Below are 23542 nucleotides of genomic sequence, written 5' to 3'. Positions count from 1 at the left end.
AATCGGAAAGGCAGCCCCTTAGAAAGGGGCTGATATTGGACTTTTATTCTTGTTCTGAATCCGAATTACTCAAGCTCCATACATAGGAAGCAACAAGTTGGATTTTATCTTCACCCAGAATGTCTTTCCAAGCTGGCATAACACCGGAACGGCCATTCATTAGTGTTTCAGTGACGTCTGATCGAGAACCACCATATAACCAATTTTGGTCAGTTAGGTCAGGAGCTCCTACTGCAGGGTTCCCTTTACCATCGGTACCATGGCATGCTGCACATACAACAAAACGTGCTTTACCTGCTTCTGCTTCTCGAGCGTTAACTGAGCGACCTGACAGACTAAGCGTATAGCTAACTACCTCTTTTACTCCTTGCTCGCCAAGAGCATCTTTCCAAGAAGGCATCTGACCAACTCGACCATACATGAGTGTGGTCACTATCGCTTCAGGTTCACCACCATAGAGCCAAGCCTCATCTGTTAGGTTAGGGAAGCCTTTCTGACCTCTAGCATCAGAGCCATGACATTGCGAACAATTTTGTAAAAATAGGCGCTGACCTACTTTGACAGCTTCACTGTCTGTCGCAATCTCTGGGATAGAACGCAATTCAGTTCCACCATCAACATATGCTAGGCGCTTAAATGCTTTGCCAAAATAGGCATCAGCGTCATCCAATTCTTTCGCATACTGAATCAGGCGTTTGTTTTCCTGAGCATCGGTAATGGATGCTTTGGATTGCTCCAAAGTAGTCACCAATTGGTCAGAGCTTTGCCAGCCGAGTAGACCTTTAAAGCTTCCCATTCCCGGATAGAGGGCAAAATATACTGCAGCGAATACGAAAGTACCGATAAACAGATATGTCCACCATTTAGGTAGCGGGTTATTTAACTCACGAATACCATCATATTCGTGTCCCATGTCTGCACCTTCTTCGATGCCAGTCTTGTCTCTAAGACACCAAGACAGTATTGCAGCACAGCCTACTAAAGTGCCGACTGTAATAATGATTATCCAAAGACTCCAAAATGTCGTCATTGCTTAGTCACTCCCTGTTCTTTTGAGGGGGCTTGCTCTTCGTCAGCAAAAACAAGGTTTGCAGCTTCATCGAAGCGGGCTTTTCGACTTTTACCAAACGCCCACCACACTACACCGATAAAGCACACAAACAGCACTATGGTCCAAATACCATGAATAGTACCTATATCCATAACTTCCCCCTTATTACTTCATTGCGTGGCCAAGAGACTGAAGGTAGGCAATGATGGCATCCATCTCTGTTTTACCTTCTACATCTTTAGACGCATTTGCAATTTGTTCGTCTGTGTAAGGAACACCAAACTGATCTCGGAAGATTGTTAGTTTCTTTTGTGTGTACTTACCGTCGAGAACGTTGTCAGCTAACCATGGAAACCCGGGCATATTTGATTCAGGAACCAATTCACGGGGGTCAAGCAGATGAACTCTGTGCCACTCATCAGAGTAACGGCCACCAACACGTGCTAAATCTGGGCCTGTTCGTTTAGAGCCCCACAGGAAAGGGTGCTCCCAAACGCTCTCTCCAGCGATGGAGTAGTGCCCATAACGTTCAGTCTCAGAGCGAAATGGTCGAATCATCTGGCTATGACATACGTTACAACCCTCGCGAATGTATATATCGCGACCCTCGAGCTGTAATGCAGTGTATGGACGTAAGTTTTCAACAGGCTCAGTAGTTTGTTTTTGGAATATAAGCGGTGTTATCTCCACAAGAGCACCTAGGCTGATTGCAAGTACAATAAGAATAGCGAGTAAGCCGACATTGCGTTCAACGATTTCGTGGCGATTGCTAGAATTAGAACTCATTCTTTTCATCTCCTTATGCCGGGTGAGGAACAGCTTTTAGGCTGTCTTTAGGGGCAGACACAGTTTTGTACGTATTGTATGCCATTATAAGCATTCCAGTTAGGAAAATAGCACCGCCAAGGAAACGAACAAAATAGAACGGATAAGATGCCTGCACAGACTCAACAAAACTGTAAGTCAATGTTCCGTCTGAATTTACTGCACGCCACATCAACCCTTGCATAACACCTGAGATCCACATGGCAACAATGTAGAGAACGGTACCAATCGTTGCTAACCAGAAATGTGCATTGACCATGCTTACAGAGTACATCCGCTCCTGATTAAACAGCTTTGGAACCAAGTGATAGACAGAGCCAATAGTAACCATAGCAACCCAACCTAGAGCTCCGGAATGAACATGTCCTATCGTCCAGTCAGTATAATGCGATAGTGCGTTTACCGTTTTGATGGACATCATAGGGCCTTCGAACGTTGACATACCGTAGAAGGACAGAGACACAATTAGGAACCTAAGTATTGGATCGTATCGGAGTTTATGCCAAGCCCCAGAAAGTGTCATGATACCATTTATCATTCCTCCCCAAGAAGGAGCAAACAGTACTAAAGACATCACCATACCGATAGACTGCGTCCAATCTGGAAGGGCAGTGTAGTGTAAGTGGTGTGGTCCAGCCCATATGTAAAGAGATATAAGTGCCCAAAAGTGAACGATAGAAAGACGGTAAGAATAAACAGGGCGTTCAGCTTGTTTAGGAACAAAGTAATACATCATGCCAAGGAAACCAGCAGTCAGCAGGAAACCTACAGCGTTGTGCCCGTACCACCACTGTACCATGGCGTCAACCGCACCAGAATAAATCGAATAGGATTTACCAATGGAAACAGGAATGACCATACTGTTAACAATATGAAGGACTGCGACAGTAATTATGAAGGCTCCAAAGAACCAGTTTGCAACATAAATGTGAGATGTTTTACGCTTTACTATTGTTCCAAAAAATACAACAGCATAAGAAACCCACACAAGTGTGATTGCTATGTCGATAGGCCATTCAAGTTCAGCATACTCTTTACCTGAAGTCATACCTAAAGGTAAAGTTATTGCTGCGGATAAAATTATTGCTTGCCAACCCCAAAAGGTGAAGGCGACAAGAGGGCCACCGAATAAACGAGTTTGACAAGTACGCTGTACAACATAGTAAGATGCTGCGAACAAAGCACTTGTACCAAACGCAAAAATAACCGCATTAGTATGCAGGGGACGTAAACGACTGTACGTCAGCCACGGCGTATCAAAGTTTAGCTGTGGCCAAACTAATTGAGCGGCAATCAAAACACCAACGCCCATACCGACAATACCCCATAAAATAGTTACAAGGGTAAATTGACGTACGACCGTATAGTTGTAGTTTTGTTCAAGCTGCTTTTCTTGGCTCATTTGCATGCTTCCAATTTTCTAATTAACTACACTTTACTTCCAACACGACTCATGTCGTAATGCCACCCAAATCGTCTAGAAAGTTATGACTAAACAAATGGTTAAACTTCCTTGTGGATTTTCTAAAAAGTGGCATTTTCAGCCGGCAACTATACTGCATTTAATATACCAATGACAGTATAGTAACCTTACTCTTGGTCTGGTATTGACCTTTTATTTAAAAACTTTGAAGTTAGTTACACGGAGAACATTACCGCATGGCAGCCGAAAAACTTACCCCTACTCGTTTTGCTCAAATTATCATCATGTTAACTCTTTTAATCGCGGTGTTTACATGGCGCACATTATCTTATTTTGAGCAAGACAATCTAGAATGCTACTTAACCCCAAAGTGTACGGTTAATATTAATGATAGTTCTCTAATCGCTTATTTAGAAGGTTCGATATTAATCGTTTATAAACCTGTCGATGATTGGACGATGAAAAGTATGGATCCTTCTTTAGAGGTGCAGGTTGACGATTATAGTTGGAAGGTCAAGCTTTTGTCACAGCAAGATATTGAATTTTATTTTAAAAGTGCTAAAAATGATGAGCCAATTAAAGTTCAGTTTCATCAATAGTTAGTGGGCAAATACTCTATATTATTGAAATGTATTTTTTTAGAGTTTTCTTTTTATTAATCTAAGGTCCTCACCTGATATTATCAAAGTGCCATATGTAGCAAACTCATTCTGTGAGTATAGAGGGAGGTGTATATGGCCTTATTGGATAACCCAATTCAACTAATCGTTGTTTTATTTTGTCTTTCTTTGCTGCCTTTGTTTGCAGTAATGGGGACATCATTTTTGAAACTATCAATTGTTCTTTCGATGCTACGAAATGCATTAGGTATTCAACAGATCCCACCTAACATGGCGATATATGGTCTGTCATTAATTTTAACCATGTTTATCATGGCGCCTGTTGGCCTTGCGATTAGAGATAACCTATTAGCACACCCAATTGATTGGACCTCACCTGATCTATATACACTGGTATCAGATCAGATTATTGCGCCATATCACCATTTTTTGAGTCATAACACTAGCGATACACAAATCCAGTTTTTCTCCGAAGTCGGTCATAAAATTTGGCCTGAGCAATACCAAAGTCAATTGTCTAAAGACTCACTTCTTGTAATGCTTCCTGCTTTCACTATGAGTCAGTTGATAGAAGCATTCAAAATTGGTTTTTTACTTTATTTACCTTTTGTCGCAATCGATTTAATTGTCTCCAATATCTTGCTTGCGATGGGAATGATGATGGTCTCACCAATGACTATTGCTCTACCGTTTAAGCTTTTAATTTTCATACTTATGGGAGGCTGGGATAAATTAATTGGTCAGCTTATGGGGTCTTTCTCATGAATGAAGCCGTCATCGTACATTTTACGTCTGAGTTATTGTGGATAGTCCTTATATTGTCGATGCCAGTGGTATTAGTTGCATCTGTCGTAGGTATTCTAGTTAGCTTGTTTCAAGCGTTGACTCAGATTCAAGATCAGTCATTGCAGTTTCTCATTAAGTTAGTTGCTGTTTGTATAACGCTCGCGGTTAGTTACCATTGGATGGGGAGTACATTACTCAACTATGCAGGTTTGGCGTTTGACCAAATTGGCTATGTGGGAGGATAAATGTCTGCCCTAGTAGAATACGTTCCTATTCTTGCTCTATGCATGATGCGACCTCTAGGTATGATGTTGATGCTACCGCTTTTTAAAGGCGGAGCCATGGGAAGTGGATTAATTCGTAATTCCCTAGTGCTGATGTTTGCTCTCCCTATAATCCCTATGATGCAGGCACATCCGGCAGATTTCTCTTCTAAGCCACTAATAGAGTTAATTTTGATATACGGTGAGGAATTGTTGATTGGTATTATTGTTGGTTTTTGTGCCGCTATTCCTTTTTGGGCGATTGATATGGCGGGGTTTGTTATCGATACGATGCGTGGTGCTTCGATGTCGACAGTTTTAAACCCATTAATGGGACTCCAGTCATCCGTTTTTGGGATGTTATTTACTCAGATCTTAGGAGTGCTTTTCTTAGTCTCTGGAGGGTTTAATGCGCTATTAACGGCTTTATATCAGTCTTATTCTTCACTACCTCCGGAATCTGCTTTGTCTTTTAATAAGGAACTGTTGGTTTTTATTAGTCAGCAATGGCAAATGATGTCCGAGATGTGCCTGAGTTTTGCACTACCATCGATGGTCGTTATGATCATGGTGGATGTAGCCCTTGGCTTAGTCAATCGCTCAGTAGAACAACTCAACGTATTTTTCTTATCTATGCCAATTAAGAGTATATTGGTGGTATTTCTTTTATTGGTGACTATACATTTTTCTTTGTCTCATTACTTGGAGCAAATTAATCAATTTGAAGGAAAAATTTCTACTTTATTTCAATTGATGAAAGGCTAAATATGGCTGAGAAAACGGAAAAACCGACACAAAAACGCTTAAGAGATGCGCGTAAGAAAGGACAAGTTGTAAAAAGCCCAGAAATTGTAACTGGGTTTCAAATGGCTGTCATTCTTGGCTACTTCATCGTTGAGGGGCAAGGGATGATGGAGGCAATCTGGAAGATGATCGATATTGCGATTAACTCGATAAATCTTCCAATCAAAGTTGCCGCTGAAATGGTTTTAGCTGCCTTCGTGTTCATCATGGTACGTTTTATAGCTGGGCTGATTTTTCTACTAATTATTACGGTTATTTTTAGTTGTATGGTGCAAACTGGTCCAGTTTGGGCTTCAGAAAGCCTTAATCCCAGCTTCAATAAAATCAATATAGTCAATAATGCAAAAAATATTTTTTCAATGAAAAGCGTGTTTTCGTTATTGAAAAATATATTGAAGATTTTGGTTTTGAGTTTGGTCTTCTACTACTTGTTACACCAGCATATCAACATGTTTCAATATCTACCTACTTGTGGAGCAGAGTGCGGTGTAGAAGTGACTTTCACTTTAGTGAAATGGTTGTGGGGTGCTTTTTTAATCTGCTATTTAATATTCTCTGTTGCAGATTATGCGTTTGTTCACTTCCAGACTATGAAAGAACTTAAAATGTCAAAAGATGATACCAAGCAAGAATATAAGGAAACAGAAGGTAACCCAGAAGTAAAACAGAAACGTCGCGAGTTGCAAAGAGAAACAGCTAATGGCTCTCTTGTTTCTAATGTTAAGAAGTCAACTGTTATTGTTCGAAATCCAACTCATCTTGCAGTGTGCTTGTACTATCAACCGGGTGAAACTCCGCTTCCAGTGGTCTTGGATAAAGCACAAGACCATATGGCTCTTCATGTTGTCGAGATGGCAGAAAAACATACAATACCTTTAGTTGAAAATATTCCTTTAGCTAGAGCTTTATTTAAAGATGTTGAATCAGGTCATGCGATACCTGAATCTTTATTTGAACCTGTGTCAGAGTTGCTTCGAATCATCATGAGTGTATCTTATGATGAAAGTGATGACTAAAATTAGCATAATACTTTCTGTTATTTTTAATAAGATTGTAGTTGCTTTTAACGCAAGTCTTGCCGTCTACAAACAACCCAAAACAATATGATTTCACCTACACATTTCTGTATTTATGTTACTCAATGTTCATATCACGCTAGGCCCTATATTAATAAAAATATACTGATACGTTTAATCGACTAAACTTGCTTTGTAGGTTGATTTTTGACCATTTTGGGCTGTCTTTCGCCACTTAGTCTAATCTACATCACTTAAATGAAAAACATTCTTGATAAGTTGCTAGTGGGTGATAGATTAATTATTAATATAATCAATAAATTTGTAACCATTTGGTTATAGTAAATCTGATTCGTATCAGTCTATGATGTGGAGGAAGACAATGACATTTGGTGAATACTCACAGCTAAAAATTTTGGTTGTAGACGACCATGATCTTATATTTGATGGTTTGAAAAGTTGTCTTGCGCCTTATCCGAATTTGGAATTAGTCGGTTTTGTTAATGATGGATTAAAAGTCTACGAAGAGTGTTTGAAGCTTAAACCAGATATGGTTTTTATGGATCTTAATTTACCAGGTATGTCTGGTGTAGAGGCCATAAGGCAATTACGTAAGCGTTGGCCCGAAATGATGGTTATTGTGTTAACTGCTTCGGAAGAGGAAAGGAAAGCTCGTGAGGCTTTAGATGCTGGCTCAAATGGATATGTGCTCAAAAATGGGTCAAAAAGTACGTTACTTGCTGCGATTAAAAGTGTCACTAGGGGGAAAAACTTTTTAGATCCCGCGTTAGATGCCAAACACATCGAGGCATTAAGCCTCGTTGAAGAAGGCGATATTCCCGTTTTAACACCACGTGAAAAGCAAGTGCTTAAGCTTATCTTCGAAGGCAAACGCAACCGTGACATTGCAGAAGCGTTACTGATTGGATTAAAGACGGTAGAAACCCACCGAATGAATATAATGCGTAAACTTGATGCACATAACGTAGCAGATTTAATGAAGTGGGCACACAGGATGGGTATTTAGGTCCGTTGCTAATTTTTAATCACTGACCGCTAGCAAGTGGAAAGGGTAGCGGTTAGATCTAGTCGTAACTAATACACTTTAAATACCTTGTGAGGTTTGTTGGCAAAGAAGTCGTATGTTTCCTGTTTTTTTGTCATATTCGTAGTCAGGAATAACCAGTGGTAGTTTTGACAACCTCAACCCTTTGATCATCTTCTAATCTGCTTGATTGAATAACGGTCTCTGAGCAATATTCTAAATTCACAGGTGTACCATGCGCGATAAATGCGATAAACACTCCCGCTAACACTAATAATCTATTAATAACAATTCCTTAAATCTAATACCTTGATAAGTCGCGAGTAGCGCTACCACGAAACTAAACCTTGCCATCGTAAACACAAAAACCAGTGAATGGAATGAAAAATGCCAAACGTGCGAGATTAAATCTTTCTATTTATCCAATTTTTCATTAAGTTATCAAAGAACAATAAAAATTAAAGCAAATGCATAGTTCGATGCATTCTGCCATCATATAAAAACTTGCCAACGTGTTATTTACTGCTGTATTTTTCTAGAGCATTGATTAACAGAGAAAACTCTTCATCGGTTATTTTCTGGCCGTTTTCAATTTGATGCTCTAGAGTGCTCACCGTATCGAAAACATTAGTTGCACCGGCAAGCCCTGCACTGCCTTTTACATTGTGTAAGATGTCTTTGAACTCAGACCAATTCTTATCAGCGAAGCTTTCCCTTGCTGCATTGGCCATTTCTTTGAAGTGGTTGGTTAAGCGTTGGGTAAATTCACCTTCATTGAAATCCATAATGGGAGTATCTGACTCCATATTAATGTCCGGTTGCATGTCGCGATCTATTTGAATTTCTGCTGCATGCTCTAATACTTTAGCGAGTTCTTTCATAGACACAGGCTTGGTTAGGTAGCCGTTCATAAGGTTTATCGAATTATCATGCTCTGACGGATTAGCGTTTGCAGTCAGGGCTATGATAGGGCAGTCGGTATCCAGCGTGGTCTCGCTTTCTCGCCAAAACTTGGTCGTCTGATAGCCATCGAGCTCTGGCATCCTAATATCCATCAATACCAAATCGAATACATGCTGTTCACTGTATTTAAGGGCCATCTTTCCGCTGCTGGCGCATGTCACTTCTTGACCCAGTTCAATCAGCATTTTGCTCACTATGTCACGATTGGTTTCAACGTCATCGACGAGTAATACTTTCAGCTTCCATGGAATCATTTCTTTTGGATTTGTATGCGTTTTTTGTGTGGAAATACCATGCTGCAGTTCGTATAGTCGTTTCCATAAACGCCAAGGTAAGTAATGAAATTCTTCGTTTTTGAGTGTATCAGAGTCACTGGAAATGCAGTGGCCGCCCCATGCTTGAATCTGTGGGTGAAGTGTTTCAGGTGCTTCAATAACTGCTTCTTTAAGGCGTAAAAGCATTCCTGTGTTATTCAGAGGCATTTTGAAGATAAACTCTGAGCCTTCACCATACTCACTTGTTACTGTAAGACTTCCGCCTATTATATTTGCCAGTTTACGTGAAATAGGTAGGCCTAAACCAGTGCCTACCTGATGTTGTGAAGATTGTCGGAAAGGTTCAAATACTTCATTGAGCTTATCTTCTCGAATTCCTGGCCCTGTATCTTTGACACAGAACCATAGTTGTTTATCTATGACATCAATAGACAAAACAATCTCACCTTGCTCAGTGAACTTTGCCGCATTACCTAACAAGTTAACTAAGATTTGTCTTACGCGAATAGGATCAAATGAGCTCGTTTCTGGAGTGTTTGAACTAACAATAGTTTTTAGCTGGATTGGTTTATCTATGATGTACGATTGTATGGTTAACATAGCCTCATCGACGATTTTAAGAAGAGGGTTGTCGCTAATATTTAATTCAATTTGGTCTGCTTCTATGCGCGAAAAATCTAGCAAGTTATTAATAATGCTTAATAATGATTTAGCGCATGTATAAGCTGTGTTTCTAAGATCAGCTTGCTGGTCAGTTAAAATAGTATTTCGTAATAATTCCAATGAACCGATAATTCCATTAAGCGGTGTTCTTATTTCATGGCTAATATTAGTTAGATGCTCACTTTTTCTAGCCGTTGCTTTTTCTGCGACCTGTTTGGCGTGCGCCAATTCAACTGTTCGTAGCTCAACTTTCGATTCTAATTCATCGTAGCTCGACTTGATTGTATCAAGTAGCATGTTATAAGCCCTTGCAATGTCTCCGAGTTCGTCTTTTCGGGATTCAGACAGGCGTCTATCAAAGGTTGGCTGTCGATCGCTATTAATGATGTCTACAAAACGGCGAATGGGGTTAGCAAGGGACTTTCTCAATATGACAAGCATAATAATGGCCATAAGGCCGAAGGATACGAGAGACCACTTAAGTTCATTATAAAATGGTGCATAGGCGAGTTTTTCAATTTTAGACCTGGGTATTAACGAAATTTGATGCCAGTTTGGGCCATCAATAAATTTACTGACCACATAAAAGTTGTTGATTTGAGGAAATTTAGGTTTACCTTTGACAGCACTAGCACTCTGGTTATAGTTAATAAACTGTTTCAACTCTTTCTCTATCGTGTCATTTATTCCAGTTTGACCAAATACAGGGACTATTTCATCTCGGGTAATAAATAAATTGATATCATCTTTGGCATAGACATTGGAAACCGTGAGTACATCTTCAATGTTAATCGCAAAACCAACCTGACGGGCCAAACTATTGTTGGGAGCTAGTGTGTAACTTAGCAAAATGTAAACACTGTTGCGTTCGCGGTCATACTTAGGCTCACTCCAGCGAAAGCCCTCTTTTGCCGGAAGCTTAGCAAGGTCAATAATTTCTTGAATTCTCTGCTCTTGATGTTCCCGTTCTCGCTCGGACGCAGAGTAAATTGAGACATGTTTATTCGGCTCTATAATAAAGGAGTCAACATATCGTTGTTGCCCGGCAATACCGAATGTTTGGAGAGCCCACAGCTTTTTATGGTCAATATCCAAAGTTCCTTGTCCAATATTAAATTGTCTAGCAACCAGTTCAATATTGGGATCAATCCTTAACGTTTTAAATTGCTCGAGTCTTTGTTCAAATTGCTGTGTATCTTCCATGGCTTGTTGAAACAAGCTTTGATTCATCTGAGATCGAATCTCTCCCATTTCGTTATAGCTTTTGAGTGTTTGATTTAGAGTGCCTTTGTAGGTGTTATCAAAGGCGCTGATTTGGATTAGGACCCATAAGCCAATAAAAACAGAAACAAATGCGACGGTGAGTTTGGTTACGAGAGAGGAGTTCCAGCTAGTTTTCATATCCAATCCTAAGGCCGTAGAGATTCATTTTTCTAATTCTACCATAGCGCGAATAACCGCCTGAGGTCCATCTTTGCCGTCGAATGACAATAATAGATTTGCATCAATTTCAGATTAAGGTGTTCACCTGATAGATGGTAATAAGTGAAATATTGATAATGTATTCATAATCGGAGAAAGAGGTTTTCAATGGTCGAACGTTTATTGGCGTTAGGTTATTTAGATACAAATGACTTACCCCCTAATAGTAAATGGCAAGGTTCTTGTGCGAGCAGACTACTTCGCTGGCTGAAATCGGAACATTACGTCACGATCGGAATGAAGATGTCACCTCCAAATCATCGCAGTTGGTCGAAGCAGGCTACCCTTGTGCTAGCCGCTTGTGAGCACGGATGGGACTGTTCTATCGAGCATTGTGGTGATGACTGGGTCTTATGGTATTGCTACCCGAGTGCAATAGATGACGAAGTTCTTGTGTCATCAATGAAAATGCAACTAGCCTTGGCCCATTACTTGGAACAGGACATGTTGAAATCACCCCCGGCTAATAGACCTCGTATTTGGAGGAGTAAGTTATGAAAAAATTAATATGTTGGCTACTGCTTTGCACAATTAACTTTGCACATGCCGCACCAATATCGGCAGTACAGTGGCATGGTGAACCTTTTATTTTCTATAGCCGTGGAACACCATTGAAATCTGTTATCGAAGATGTTGGAAAAAATTATGGGATCCCCATTGAAGTCAGCGATCAAGTCACAGATACTTTCAGTGGACAGATTGATGGAAAAACGCCAAAACAGATCTTAACTATGCTAGCTCAACAGTACGGTTTAGTTTGGTACTACGACGGTGATTTATTGCATGTTTATAAAGCCCGTCAGGTCATTAATGACGTTGTATCGCTGTCTTCTCTGTCGAATGACCAAGCAATACGTTATATCGCAAAAGCCAACTTGCTAGATAAAGTCGCCTGTGAAGTGACCTCCATATCGGGGCTTCACGCGGTACAAGTTAATGGAGTACCAGCGTGCGTAAGCTCAGTTGCTAAGTTCGTGCAACAGCTAGACAATGATTCTCAGCAGCATGCTAAGTCTCAAAAAGCAGTGCGTATCTTTCCTCTTAAATACGCATCGGCTACCGATACGGTATATAGCTATCGAAGCCAAGATGTTACTGTGCCTGGTGTTGTTTCTGTTCTAAAACAAATTGAGCAGGAAGATAATTCAGACCCCAAAAATAGCAGTACAACCAGCTTTTCCGCAGACTCAAGGCAAAATGCAGTCATTATCCGCGCAAGTAACTTAGATATGACAATGTATGCTTCTTTAATTAAACAACTTGATATCACTCCAACCATGATTGAAATCTCTGTCACCATTATTGATGTTGATACATCTGATTTTAATCAGTTAGGTATTGATTGGTCAGCTGCTGCCAAAATAGGGGGTGGAGGTGTATCATTTAACCAAGGTAGCTTGAACAGCGATAATTTTTCTACCGTTATTGGTAATACCGGAAACTTTATGGTCCGATTAAATGCGTTAGAACAAAATTCTAAAGCGAAGGTATTGTCGAGGCCTTCAGTAGTAACGCTGAACAATATCCAAGCGGTATTGGATAAAAACATTACTTTCTATACCAAAGTAGAGGGTGAAAAAGTTGCCAAGCTCGAATCTGTTACAACGGGCTCTCTGCTAAGAGTGACTCCAAGATTGGTTGATGAAAAAAATCATAGGAAAGTGATGTTGTCACTTAATATTCAAGATGGACAGCAATCTAAATCTATTAATAGTAAGGACCCTCTACCACAGGTTGAAAACTCTGAGATTGCAACACAGGCTACTTTAAAAACCGGAGAAAGTTTATTGCTTGGCGGTTTTGTTCAAGATAAAGACCAAACAATTGAAAATAAAATTCCTTTACTTGGCGATATACCATTACTAGGTGGGCTCTTCCGAAGCACCAACCATAGTAAACAAAGTGTGATGCGTTTGTTCCTAATCAAAGCAGAACCCGTTAATCAATAACGAGGAGTGACTATGGAACCTAGTATCAAACTTTTATGGCTTACTGGCCCTATGCAGGGTAGAGAACTAAAGATGCCTCTAGGTGAGCTTTCAATGGGGGCTAATGGCGACATCATGGTCCCCCTTGTTGAGCATGATGCCATAAACATCAAGGTCGATGAAAAAGGCGTGGTTGTAAAGGATAATATAAATGTCTGGGTTAAGGGCATGTTGGTTAACTCATCTACACCATTACCAATGGGGCAACCTATAGAAATATGTGGTGTTGGCTTTATTCTCGGTAATTGCAATCAAACACTGAAATGGCAAAAGTTGCCGCCACATTCCAGTAAAATGATTAATAGTTGGGGAAATATAGCTTTGCTCTGTACCACTTTTTTTGCTTTGGTGTTGATGGCATTTGTGCTTATGTTACCCGCAAAAACTCAGCCGGTATTTAACCCACAGCTATGGTTACAAAGTCAGCTAAATGTACCCGCACTGCACCAAATAGAAGCTAGTTGGGGACAAGACGGTGTTGTGACTTTAACAGGATACTGCGATAACTCAACTTCTATGTCTAAGCTACAAGAAGGATTGAAACAGCATTCAATTCGTTTTAATGCCCAAGCGATCTGTACAGATAAGTTGGTAGACAATGTAGCAGCTGTTTTAGCGGCAAATGGTTATCAGAGTGTTCATGTGATGCCAACTCGTATAATTGGAGAGGTTAGGATTTCTGGTGCTATACAGTCTGGAGAGCAGTGGGATAAAGTTACAGCTGAGTTAGAACAAATCCAGGGTTTAAAGCATTGGCAAGTTGCTAATGATTTGGGCGGATATATTCACAAATTCATTAATGAACTAAGAGAAAAAGGTTTGTTAAAAGGGCTTATGGTCGAGAGGCGGCAAGAAAGCATAATGGTCACCGGCCAAATTACCAATGAAATACGTAGTCAGATTCGCCAAGTGAATAAAGAACTGACTTCTAGCACAGGTCAAACGGTTGATGTTAGGTTTGAGAATATTACAGTAAGAGACAATTTAACGCGTTATTTGTCTGGTCAAATAGTCAGCTTTGGCGGTAATGCAAGTCACCCATTTGTTGAGTTAAGCAATGGCACTCGACTTTATATGAATAGCAAACTTGATAGTGGTTATATGGTTAGCCACATAGATTTAAAAGGATTGGACTTAAGCCGTGATGGTGAAGTTATCCATATTCCATTTATATTATAGGAGGCCCTATGGCACGTATTACAAACCTAGAGACAAATTTAAAAAATGACTCTGTAGTGAAAAGAAAATTAATTAATCAGCTAGAGAATGCAAAGATAATTATAAATAAAGAAGCTAAAGAAGATAGCTATATATATAATGAAGCAATAGATTCCGCCATGGATGTGATAAATATTTTAGCAAAACGCTATAAATAATTATATTGAATTTAATAAATTTTATTTAGGAGATAATTATGGACACATTTGAAGACATGAAAGCCGTGATGGATGCTTTGAACGATCGTCGTGGTGCACTTACTGAACAGATTCAAGAATTCGAGTCATTACAAGAAGAAATACAAGATTTAGTTAAACGTTCTAACCATGACGTTGATGCTAGAGCAAAGCTTGATAAGCTAAATCAATTGTTTCCTGAGGGGATGTCTTCTTCTCAGGGAAGCATAATGCAAAAAGTTGCTCAAATAGAAGATGGTTTTAAAGAATTACAGCAAGGCTTTCTAGCAATAGGAGAATCTGAAACATCTAATAAAGATGAGCAGACCAATATACGTAAAGTTAAAGCAATGAGAAAGTATATGTGAGTGTTGAAATTCTCGACATATAAATGTTTTCCATGCTTTTTACCGGTGCAATAAAATATTGCGCCGTTTTTTATATAAATGACACCATCTGGTCATACCAGAATGTTGAGATATTCTTTGACATTAGGAATAAACATAACAATCAAGCGTTAAAATGGAATAACAAACTGAGATGATAAATGGTGAACTCCAGATTTACACCCCAGCTTGTAGTAATAAACTTATTAAATTGAGGAGAATATTATGAGCGGATATATTTCAAGTGACAGTGTCCCAAATACCCATGCAGTAAACAACCAACAAAATGACTACACATCAGAATCTAAAGATGACGGATTTTTTTCATTTGGTATTTCAACTTTATTTGACTTCATGAGTACTGTTTTTGCCATGGGGAAACAAAAATTTGAAGAAATGCAACTTAAGTCTCGAGTAACACGTGATGCTCAAGAAATGGCAAACCGTGTGGATGAAAAAATTGCCGAAGCGGCTGAAGAAGGGGACAAAGCAACCCGTCAACTTCCAGACGATGTAATTAACTACATGAAACAAAATGGATTTAAGGTAAGTGGAAAATCCATTGATCAATATCTTGAAGAAAATGGCCCAAACCTTGATCAAGGCAAACTTCAAGCGGTTAAAGCAGCACTAGAAACTGTATCAAACAGAGCCTCTGATTTCGTCACTCAAGCCCAGTTGAAAATTCAGAAACTGACACAAAACGCGAACATGATTACTACTTTGATTAGTAGCTTGCAAACAATGATTAAACAACTTTGTGACACTATTTTCCAAGGCATTCGATAGGAGAAGGGTTATGAAAGAAAGTGATTATGCCTCTTTGCAGGCATTTCTTCATCAAGGTGGATCTCTAAGAATGTTGGCTGATACAGACCCTAAAGATCTTAATATACTGTATCGCTATGGTACTCAGTTAATGAATTATAGCGACTATGAGGGGGCTAAACGAATCTTCTATTTATTGATGAAGATTGATCAATGGAACTTCGATTATTTTTTTTCTCTTGGGACCAGTTGTCAGCAGCTCGGGGAGCATGAAGAAGCGATTTTCTGTTTTGGTCGATCTGGCATTATTAATGTAGAAGATCCACGCAGTCCTTATTATGCAGGTAAAAGCTATCATGCTGTAGGCAATATAGACTATGCCGTCAAATCATATAAAGCGGCTATAAGAGTGTGTGATTGTCTTGATGAAGATAAATGGACAGACATAGCAGATCAATCTCGTAAAGCGTTAGCTAAATTGACGCAGGAGGCATGTTATGACCAGTAATATAAGTATGAGTAACCATTTCGCGGTTAATCCCACACTAGAACCTGAGTATGTGGAAAAAAGCCAAAAAATTCCAGCACGCTTACCTGATTCGGGGGCTTGTAAACAGGCTGAACTGACACAAGATAAAAGCCATATAGTAAGTTTGGAAGAAGCCAATCAAGCTTTACAACGTATAACAAATCAGAATGTGTCTGTAGGTCATGTTGAACATGCATCTATGAGTGAAATTGCCCTTTTAGTGGCCAATATTGGTATTGAAGTATTTACTGATACCGCTAAAGCGCTATCAAAAGCAAGCCAGTTAAAGACGGACACTCAGGCGGTATTAAACGATAAGCGTGTAAAAGAGTTTCAAGAGCAATTAGCAAAACATATTGAGCAATCAGAAAAAGCCCACAAAGGTGGTATTTTTGGTGCCATATTCGACTGGATAGTAGGTGCAGTTGAATCTGTGATAGGTGTGTTTAAGCTTATCGAGGGCGCAGCACGTATTGTTGTTGGCGATGTGGTTGGTGGTGCTATGGATATGGCAAGTGGCGGTGCATATCTTACTGCAGGGATCGCAGGAATGGTTAAAGCTGCGGCTGAAACAGCAATATTATGTGGAGCCGACAAAGAGAAATGTCAGCAGGTTATTGACGTTGCCGGTAAAGTTCAATTGGGGGCAGAAGTTGTAGGCATGGCCTTGGATATTTTCCAAGCTGGACGTGCTATATCAGCGACGCGCTCTATCGCAAAAGGGACGGAAACTGCGATGGGAGAAGCAGCCCCTAAACTAGTTGAAAGTATTGGTAAAGGTTCAACCAATGAAGTGGCCAATATTGCCCAGCAAATAGGTAGTCAAGTTTCTGAGCAGGTTTCGGAACAGGTGGCAGAACAACTTATGAAGGGGGCAACCCAAGCCATCGAAAAAGTTGCAGAGCAGGGTGGACACATAGCTAAATCACTCACAGAAGCTTTTAGTAAAGGAGCTATTGAAAAGTTTGTCAGTCAAGCGGTAGAAAAAGTGGCTGTTTCTGCGATGGAGAAAGGCGGTCAGGTCACTGCTGATCAAATTACTAAAGAGGTAGTCAAGGCCGTACGTAACGAGGTCATAAGCCGTACGATTAAAGCCTGTACCTATACATCACTAGAGTTAATTCGAGCTTCAGCAGGTGCAGGAAAAGCAATCACCAACGGAGTTATAACAATTGAAAAAGCCAAACTTCAAAAGCAAATAGAAGATCTAATTGTGAAGCAGAACTTCATGGAGTTTTGTTATGACTGGCTTGGTGAGAATAAGAAACAAGTCAATGAAAGAAATCGTAGTGAATTAGCAAAAGCGGGCGAAGCTGTTGATGGTGCCACTAAGGTAATTAATGAATCTGCGATGTTACAAACTCGCATCATCAATGCATCTGTTTAGTTAAGGGGAATTATTATGAGTGGAAGTTTTTCAACTATAAACATGAATACACCATCAGCTACTGAATCAACAAAACAATCAGCTGCGGTATCCTCAGTACCAACTGAGAGCAATATAGAGGATATGATTGGTCAGATCAATGAGCTTGGAACTGAATTAGCAAAAATCACGAACCAAATTCTTCAGTTAATGAGGGAATATTCCGCACAGCAACGGTCACAGCAGTATGACATCCAGGAAGCGTCATTAAGTGACAAAAGAGATGGTATAGAGAGAGCAAAAGATTCAGGTATTTCAGCTGGGATTTTACAGGCGCTTTCTGGAGTTATTGGAATGGCAGGTGTTGGTGGAACCAGCCAGTTAGGAGAGGCAGCGACTCACTTAAGTCAAGCAATGAGCAAAAGTGTTGATGCAGTCGGCACTATGGCGTCTGCATCGATTACTAAAGATGCAGAAATGGACAAGATAGCCGGTGAATTTAAAGCAATGAATGCGCAGGACTATATGAAAGCGCTAAATGAATTAGTAGAAAAGGCACGTCAGGTAGTCCAACAAATGAATGCAATGCTCAAAGATTTGGTTGAGCTAAATGGAAAGTTAACCTCAGCTGTACGCAATTAATATCATCACGAATGTGAGAGTATCGTGTCAATGATGCTCTCACCAAAAAATGGAGATTCTATGATAAGTAACAATGCTTTTTCTATCGATATCAATCAATTAAAAAAATCAATAGATAGTGTTATTAATGGACACAAAACACTGGCTCAATTGAACAATATTGATGAAAAAGCTTTAGTAAATATTTACAAAGACGCTTTGGGTAAGTATTACAGCGGCAATATGGCCGAAGCTATGACGCATTTCACATATCTTGTTATGAATAATCCGTGGCGTAGGGAATATATATTCGGATTATCCTCGACGTTACATGCGCTAGAGCAATATGAAAATGCATTGATATTTTACGGCTACGCTACTTTGATGGATGCATGTGATGCTGGTGTTACGTTTAGGATTGGCCAGTGTTATCTATTACTCGACAGAACGAACGAAGCATCCGATGCGCTTCGAACAAGTATTAAGCAAAGTTTTCTGTCTCCAGAGCAGCCTGAGATAAGGCAACTTGCTCAGTCGCTTTTGGATGAAATTCACCAATATAACCAATAGGAGCGAAATTAATGGTTATGCCTCTAGAAGTCGCGAATTCTAGACTATCTCAAGTCAATAGTTATAGTGATGCTAATGTATCAAAAGATACTGAGTTTCAAAAATTTGATGTTGCCCAAGTGCCTTTATCCACATATTTGGACCCCGCAGTTTCTGCCAATCAAGAAAAGAATTTATCTCTAATAGATTCCCATCTGTCACACACACATGAACTAATAGAAAAGTCTGCGAAATTGTATCAACAAGCTGAAAAAGCGGGCGTAGATGTAGCTAATAGTACGTTTTTTAAAGAGTTATTTAATGTTGTCATTGCTGGTGCTGGACTAGGGCTAGCGGTTGCGGCAACTGTCATTAGCGGTGGTTTAGGAATCCCTCTTACCGTAGCAGCAGGAATAGCATTAACACTTGCAGTCTCAGATGCTGGATGTGCATATCATAATTGGAGTAAGGCGGACAACGGAGAGCAAGGTTTAAGAATGGGTTCAGATACTCTCTCTAACCTTGTCTATGCGCTTTTGGATAAAATGGGAGTGCAGGATGAAAGAGCAGAGCATTGGGCACGAGCGAGTTCAGCCACACTTAGATTAGGTTTAACAATAGGTACGCTTTATGCTGGTACGGTTTCTGTTCCATCAAGCCTCGGTGCGGCGACCAGTGCTATATCAACAACTAAAATGGCGAGACTCGGTATCTCTGCAACAGGTAATGAAATGCTAGGATTTCATCTGGGCAGTAGCAAGGTAAACCATGATAAGGCAAAAGCTGAGCTTAATGCTCACAAAACAGAGGTTGCTGTCAGTTTTCGTGATTCAATGCTGACAATGAGAGAGGCACTATACAAAAAAGATACGAAAGAGCTCGCCGAGGAGAATGTAAGATTGCAAATTAGGATGGATCCACAACGAGAACAAATGGAACGACTGAAGCAAAAAGAAGAGCAGTTTGAACAAATGAGGGCCATGCAGAGGGAGCTTGATTCGATACCTTATCTAGCTGCTTTGACAAGTTAATAGTCTATGGCATGATTTTGCTTTTAGGTCCCTGATTTGTCAGGGACCTTTTTATATATACTTTATGAGTTAATTGTTATTTTTCTGTTTCTTATTCCTGCCCCCATCCAACCCACTAATTCAGGTGAAGACCTGATACCAGATATTGCTTGATCTTGGCAAACTACCCCTAAGCTAAGAAATAGAAGGTCATTGATGTGAAAGCGTTACAGGTCGTATTGTTCAATAAGCAAGGTCATATCGATTATCAAGGTCAACGTACTGAAGTAAGTGCCAATCAATTAGTCATGGTGACTGAAGAAGCAGAAATACATGCTCAAAGCCGTAATGATTGGATGAGTATATTTTTTTACCCTGGCGAGATATGCGAAATATATCATTTAGTTACAGAGCTGATTGATCATAACTATGTCGATATTAAGGCAATAAGCAAATCAGTAAAAACAGTGCCAATTTTTGATGAACTTGTAAACGTAATTAAACAGCTTCACAAAGTAAGTAAGAGTGTAATGCTTCGTTTTGTTTTCACATATTGCTTAGAGATAGATAAAACGTATTTTTCGAATCTGCTCAACCAATACTCGGATCCTAACGAAAAAATATTCGATTTTATTAATAAACACCTTTATGAACAATGGTCAGTGACACGTTATGCCGAACTATTAGAGATGGATGTGACTAAATTAAACACCGCATTTTATAAATACTATGGACAATCTACAAAGACTTGGATTACAGAACAAAGACTAAAATTTGCTAAAAAATCTATCCTGGAAACAGATCGAAAAATTGCGGATGTTGCGTTTGATGCCGGCTTCAGTAGCCACTCGCACTTTATTGGTGCCTTTAAAAAGCGATATCACTGCAGCCCTTCTGATTTAAGGGTGGTTAGAAAATAGGAGTTTATTATGGATCTCAATGCAATTATTAATCATTTATCTCAAATGTCGGCTCAATCAGCACAAGACATTAAAACTAAGATGACACAGGCTGATCCTAATAATCCTGATGAAATGTTGAAGGCTCAGTTTGCTGTACAGCAATATTCAAATTTCATGGGATATGAAAGTGCTTTAATTAAGGCTGTCAAAGATATGGTGCAGGGGATCATTTCGAAAATATGAAAAGTTCAGATAAGCAACTTCTTGTTGAAGCTGCATTAGCAGCAGCCAACCATCGACTTGAGAAACAGGCAGTAAGTATTATGGCTGCTTTTCCTCACCTTATTGAAGATGAAGTCGATAGGCGTATTTGTGAAAGCCTGATTTATTTTGCTTTGGGAAAAAGAGCGCAGGCACTGCGTGCTCTTAATGGTTTACATACGGAGCAAGCGGAAGGGTTGCGTTTTCTTTATACCTCATCGGCTGAAAGCGCGGACATGAAAACAATTTGTTCACTCATTACTGGAGGTCAAGATGGAGATCAGTGCAATAGCTAAAGCGACATCTGCTGCATTGGAAAAACAGGCAGAACCCGTAAACCCAGATAAGGGCTTAGTGGATAAATTCAGCCAACTGATGCAACAGGGGGTCCAAGAAACGTCAAGCCTCAGCGGATTGGTTGGCCTTTCCCCAATTAATGGATCTTCGGTAGGTATTTCTGCAGAGCAAGCGATCGAAAGCCAAAAGGTGGTGACACGTGCGTTAGTAGAAGTGGATTTAGTGGCTAAAACAGCAGGAAGCCTATCCCAATCTATAAACAAACTGGTGACAATGCAATGAAGAAATTAAGATGGCTCGTTCTAGTTTTAGCTTTGTTTTTGGCAGGTTGTAAAGTTGAACTTTACCAAAACCTTCCCCAGTCTGAAGCGAATCAAATGGTCGCGCTACTCATGCTTAACCATATTGATGTAAATTCAGATATTGATGCTAAAACAGGAAAAGTGACACTTAAAATTGAAAAAGATAAATTCATTAATGCCGTTGAACTACTGAGGCAAAATGGGTACCCCAAAGCGAATTATGTTGACATAGAACAGCTGTTTCCTTCAGGGCAACTTGTCTCCTCTCCAGCCCAAGAAGAGGCCAAGATGAGTTACCTAAAAGAGCAGCAACTAGAGAGAACATTATCGAATATGGACGGAGTGATTAGTGCTCGTGTATCAATAGCTGAAAATGTTAAATCTGGTTCAACGAATTACTCGAATGCAACTGATAAATCGGCTGCTATATATATAAAGTATTCGCCAGAGGCAAATTTAAGCAGCTCTGAAACTCAGATCCGTAATTTGATAAAAAATGCGGTGCCGGATCTCCAGTACGAAAATATCAGTTTATTTCTACAACCGGCTGACTTTCGATATCAACCCTCCATGCAAAAAAGCGATGATCCAGGGTGGGTTGATGCACATCATTGGATTGTGGCGAATAAAACACCTGTAACGATTGGTTTAGGGAGTGTATTTATTGCTGGTGTTGCTTGTTTAGCTATAAGGCGAAAAAGAGAGAGCTGATTATGACACTAGAAGTTATCCAACTAAACAAAACAATTCGTCAGGTGAGTTCAAGGCTCCATTTTCAGTGGTGGGAAAAATTGAATATGAGCAGCTGGCAACATTTGGCCAAAGACAATGAGTTAATTAGACAACGATTGGATAATGTCATATTAAGCCGCATTAAACATCAAGACTTTATGCTGAAAGAGGATATAGAGTCTATCTATAAATGGTTAGTAATAATAGATAAGTTACCTGCTTTGTCTATTGCTGCTGGATTGATAGTTCAGGGTTGTCCTGATTATATTTGGGATACACAGTACCGTCAGGAAATGCAGCAAAGATTTAGTCAATCCGAGATCGAGCAGTTAATTGCGTTGTGGCCGCATAACCATCACTCACCATTATGGGCACCAGAGGAAATGCTGTTAAAAGCGGAGTATTTCTCTGCGAGTGCTCTGTACCATTTATGGAATGGACATCCATTTTGGACAATATTGTCACTTAGCTTACCCATAGTAGAAAGCCCTATTGAGCTATCTCAGACAGAAAACGAAGGCGTTGTTAGCTGGATGTTCAGATTGGAGAAATTTTTATGACACCATTTGCTATTTCAGCCACTGATTGTGATCTTGAAAAGAATGGAGAGGTAGTACCAAAACAAAGAATTCAATCTGCCATTCGTTCCGCTCGCAATGAAGCTAAAGCACGTTCTCGTGTGGCTGGAATTATACGTCGCGCCCGAATAGCGCGAGACAAAGCATATAAGCAATCAGAGCAAATCATAGAAGATGCTCATAAAAAAGCTCATCAGTTTGAAGAAACGTGGAAGCAAGATGCTCAACGAGCTGTGGTTCAGGAATCTATCTCTTGGTTAGTCGAAAAAGCGCATATTGAACAAAATTTGGTCGACAGCCTCAAAGAGCGAATTCGTCAGCAAATTCGTAGCGTGATAGAGAAATGGTCAGGGGAGCAGGATATCAGTCAGTTTATGGTTAAACGACTTAGCGATCAGATAGCACTTCAAAGTAGCCAAGAGATCCTAACACTTTTCGTTTCAAAGGAGCACTACGCTGTGGTGGCACAGGCTTTCGATGATCAACTAAAAGTCCAAGTAAAGCCAGAGCTAGAGGGAGCACAAGCCGAATTAGTATCTGAATTTTTGATTGTCCGGCTCGATCTAGATTTTCAATTACAAACCTTGCTCGACTCATTTTCACGACAGAGCCGAATTATATCAACAGTAAATGGAGAATAAAG

At 39.9% G+C, this 23542-nt stretch carries 29 protein-coding genes; 24 read left to right on the top strand and 5 right to left on the bottom strand.

The window, feature by feature from the left end; all coding sequences use genetic code 11:
• Positions 1-43: 43 nt before the first annotated feature.
• From ccoP to ccoN, 4 genes are read right to left on the bottom strand one after another with little or no spacing between them, the layout of a single operon-like run.
• A complete protein-coding gene (gene ccoP / locus KO511_RS19850) occupies positions 44-1030 on the bottom strand; it encodes a cytochrome-c oxidase, cbb3-type subunit III (protein WP_215989118.1) in 987 nt (328 codons plus the stop codon).
• Positions 1027-1203, bottom strand: a complete 177-nt coding sequence (locus KO511_RS19845; RefSeq protein WP_125320925.1) for a cbb3-type cytochrome oxidase subunit 3 — start codon at positions 1201-1203, stop codon at positions 1027-1029. Before KO511_RS19845 ends, ccoP begins: the two co-directional genes overlap by 4 nt.
• 13 nt (positions 1204-1216) lie before the next feature.
• Positions 1217-1837, bottom strand: a complete 621-nt coding sequence (ccoO, locus tag KO511_RS19840; protein WP_215989117.1) for a cytochrome-c oxidase, cbb3-type subunit II — start codon at positions 1835-1837, stop codon at positions 1217-1219.
• A 13-nt stretch (positions 1838-1850) separates the two neighbouring features.
• Positions 1851-3284 carry a cytochrome-c oxidase, cbb3-type subunit I gene (ccoN, locus tag KO511_RS19835; protein ID WP_215989116.1) on the bottom strand — a complete coding sequence of 478 codons (1434 nt, stop codon included), beginning with the start codon at positions 3282-3284 and terminating at the stop codon, positions 1851-1853.
• Positions 3285-3535: 251 nt separating this feature from the next.
• On the opposite strand from ccoN, the gene KO511_RS19830 reads away from it, so the two are divergent.
• The 6 genes from KO511_RS19830 (at position 3536) to KO511_RS19805 (ending at position 7815) form a co-directional block, all read left to right on the top strand.
• Positions 3536-3898: a hypothetical protein gene (locus KO511_RS19830; protein ID WP_215989115.1), complete on the top strand. Its 363-nt coding sequence runs from the start codon at positions 3536-3538 to the stop codon at positions 3896-3898.
• A gap of 135 nt (positions 3899-4033) precedes the next feature.
• Positions 4034-4684 carry a type III secretion system export apparatus subunit SctR gene (sctR, locus tag KO511_RS19825; protein ID WP_215989114.1) on the top strand — a complete coding sequence of 217 codons (651 nt, stop codon included), beginning with the start codon at positions 4034-4036 and terminating at the stop codon, positions 4682-4684.
• A complete protein-coding gene (locus tag KO511_RS19820; RefSeq protein ID WP_125320920.1) occupies positions 4681-4950 on the top strand; it encodes an EscS/YscS/HrcS family type III secretion system export apparatus protein in 270 nt (89 codons plus the stop codon). The genes sctR and KO511_RS19820 overlap by 4 nt, the downstream gene beginning before the upstream one ends.
• Entirely contained in the window at positions 4951-5733 is a 783-nt protein-coding gene (gene sctT / locus KO511_RS19815; RefSeq protein WP_215989113.1) for a type III secretion system export apparatus subunit SctT, read from the top strand.
• 2 nt (positions 5734-5735) lie between these two features.
• Positions 5736-6788: an EscU/YscU/HrcU family type III secretion system export apparatus switch protein gene (locus KO511_RS19810; RefSeq protein WP_215989112.1), complete on the top strand. Its 1053-nt coding sequence runs from the start codon at positions 5736-5738 to the stop codon at positions 6786-6788.
• Positions 6789-7170: 382 nt separating this feature from the next.
• On the top strand, positions 7171-7815 hold the full coding sequence (locus KO511_RS19805; protein WP_215989111.1) for a two component system response regulator: 645 nt from the start codon (positions 7171-7173) through the stop codon (positions 7813-7815).
• Positions 7816-8348: 533 nt separating this feature from the next.
• Here KO511_RS19805 and KO511_RS19800 read toward each other — a convergent pair.
• Positions 8349-11135, bottom strand: a complete 2787-nt coding sequence (locus tag KO511_RS19800) for a two component system sensor kinase (RefSeq protein WP_215989110.1) — start codon at positions 11133-11135, stop codon at positions 8349-8351.
• A 189-nt stretch (positions 11136-11324) separates the two neighbouring features.
• Between KO511_RS19800 and KO511_RS19795 the strand changes: the two genes are divergently transcribed.
• From KO511_RS19795 to KO511_RS19710, 18 genes are all read left to right on the top strand, one after another.
• On the top strand, positions 11325-11714 hold the full coding sequence (locus KO511_RS19795) for a hypothetical protein (protein WP_215989109.1): 390 nt from the start codon (positions 11325-11327) through the stop codon (positions 11712-11714).
• Positions 11711-13165: an EscC/YscC/HrcC family type III secretion system outer membrane ring protein gene (locus tag KO511_RS19790; protein WP_215989108.1), complete on the top strand. Its 1455-nt coding sequence runs from the start codon at positions 11711-11713 to the stop codon at positions 13163-13165. Before KO511_RS19795 ends, KO511_RS19790 begins: the two co-directional genes overlap by 4 nt.
• 12 nt (positions 13166-13177) lie before the next feature.
• Positions 13178-14383: a type III secretion system inner membrane ring subunit SctD gene (gene sctD, locus KO511_RS19785; protein WP_215989107.1), complete on the top strand. Its 1206-nt coding sequence runs from the start codon at positions 13178-13180 to the stop codon at positions 14381-14383.
• Positions 14384-14391: 8 nt separating this feature from the next.
• Entirely contained in the window at positions 14392-14580 is a 189-nt protein-coding gene (locus tag KO511_RS19780; protein WP_215989106.1) for an EscE/YscE/SsaE family type III secretion system needle protein co-chaperone, read from the top strand.
• Positions 14581-14618: 38 nt separating this feature from the next.
• Positions 14619-14966, top strand: a complete 348-nt coding sequence (locus KO511_RS19775) for a hypothetical protein (RefSeq protein ID WP_215989105.1) — start codon at positions 14619-14621, stop codon at positions 14964-14966.
• Positions 14967-15209: 243 nt separating this feature from the next.
• The gene (locus KO511_RS19770) at positions 15210-15773 is read left to right on the top strand and encodes a secretion protein EspA (protein ID WP_215989104.1); all 564 of its coding nucleotides are present in this window, start codon (positions 15210-15212) and stop codon (positions 15771-15773) included.
• A 10-nt stretch (positions 15774-15783) separates the two neighbouring features.
• Positions 15784-16260, top strand: coding sequence for a CesD/SycD/LcrH family type III secretion system chaperone (locus tag KO511_RS19765; protein WP_215989103.1), 477 nt, complete (start codon positions 15784-15786; stop codon positions 16258-16260).
• Positions 16250-17668, top strand: coding sequence for a type III secretion system translocon subunit SctE (gene sctE / locus KO511_RS19760; RefSeq protein ID WP_215989102.1), 1419 nt, complete (start codon positions 16250-16252; stop codon positions 17666-17668). Before KO511_RS19765 ends, sctE begins: the two co-directional genes overlap by 11 nt.
• Positions 17669-17683: 15 nt before the next feature.
• Entirely contained in the window at positions 17684-18289 is a 606-nt protein-coding gene (locus KO511_RS19755) for a pathogenicity island effector protein (protein ID WP_215989101.1), read from the top strand.
• 60 nt (positions 18290-18349) lie between these two features.
• Positions 18350-18838: a type III secretion protein gene (locus KO511_RS19750; protein WP_215989100.1), complete on the top strand. Its 489-nt coding sequence runs from the start codon at positions 18350-18352 to the stop codon at positions 18836-18838.
• Between the two features lie 11 nt (positions 18839-18849).
• Positions 18850-19848 (top strand): hypothetical protein, encoded by a 999-nt coding sequence (locus tag KO511_RS19745; protein ID WP_215989099.1) that lies wholly within the window; start codon positions 18850-18852, stop codon positions 19846-19848.
• A 197-nt stretch (positions 19849-20045) separates the two neighbouring features.
• A complete protein-coding gene (locus KO511_RS19740) occupies positions 20046-20747 on the top strand; it encodes a helix-turn-helix transcriptional regulator (RefSeq protein ID WP_215989098.1) in 702 nt (233 codons plus the stop codon).
• Positions 20748-20756: 9 nt separating this feature from the next.
• On the top strand, positions 20757-20972 hold the full coding sequence (gene sctF, locus KO511_RS19735) for a type III secretion system needle filament subunit SctF (protein WP_125321591.1): 216 nt from the start codon (positions 20757-20759) through the stop codon (positions 20970-20972).
• A complete protein-coding gene (locus KO511_RS19730) occupies positions 20969-21286 on the top strand; it encodes an EscG/YscG/SsaH family type III secretion system needle protein co-chaperone (protein ID WP_215989097.1) in 318 nt (105 codons plus the stop codon). The genes sctF and KO511_RS19730 overlap by 4 nt, the downstream gene beginning before the upstream one ends.
• On the top strand, positions 21264-21569 hold the full coding sequence (gene sctI, locus KO511_RS19725; protein ID WP_215989096.1) for a type III secretion system inner rod subunit SctI: 306 nt from the start codon (positions 21264-21266) through the stop codon (positions 21567-21569). The genes KO511_RS19730 and sctI overlap by 23 nt, the downstream gene beginning before the upstream one ends.
• Positions 21566-22300 (top strand): type III secretion system inner membrane ring lipoprotein SctJ, encoded by a 735-nt coding sequence (sctJ, locus tag KO511_RS19720; protein ID WP_215989095.1) that lies wholly within the window; start codon positions 21566-21568, stop codon positions 22298-22300. Before sctI ends, sctJ begins: the two co-directional genes overlap by 4 nt.
• A gap of 2 nt (positions 22301-22302) precedes the next feature.
• Positions 22303-22881, top strand: a complete 579-nt coding sequence (locus KO511_RS19715; RefSeq protein ID WP_215989094.1) for a type III secretion system domain-containing protein — start codon at positions 22303-22305, stop codon at positions 22879-22881.
• Entirely contained in the window at positions 22878-23540 is a 663-nt protein-coding gene (locus tag KO511_RS19710) for a type III secretion protein (RefSeq protein ID WP_215989093.1), read from the top strand. Before KO511_RS19715 ends, KO511_RS19710 begins: the two co-directional genes overlap by 4 nt.
• Positions 23541-23542: the final 2 nt, after the last annotated feature.

This window comes from Vibrio hepatarius, from assembly GCF_018860525.1.
In the GTDB taxonomy this organism is placed as follows: Bacteria; Pseudomonadota; Gammaproteobacteria; order Enterobacterales; family Vibrionaceae; genus Vibrio; species Vibrio hepatarius_B.
Note: the sequence above shows the minus strand (reverse complement) of the source record. Positions and strands in the feature narration are given on the sequence as shown.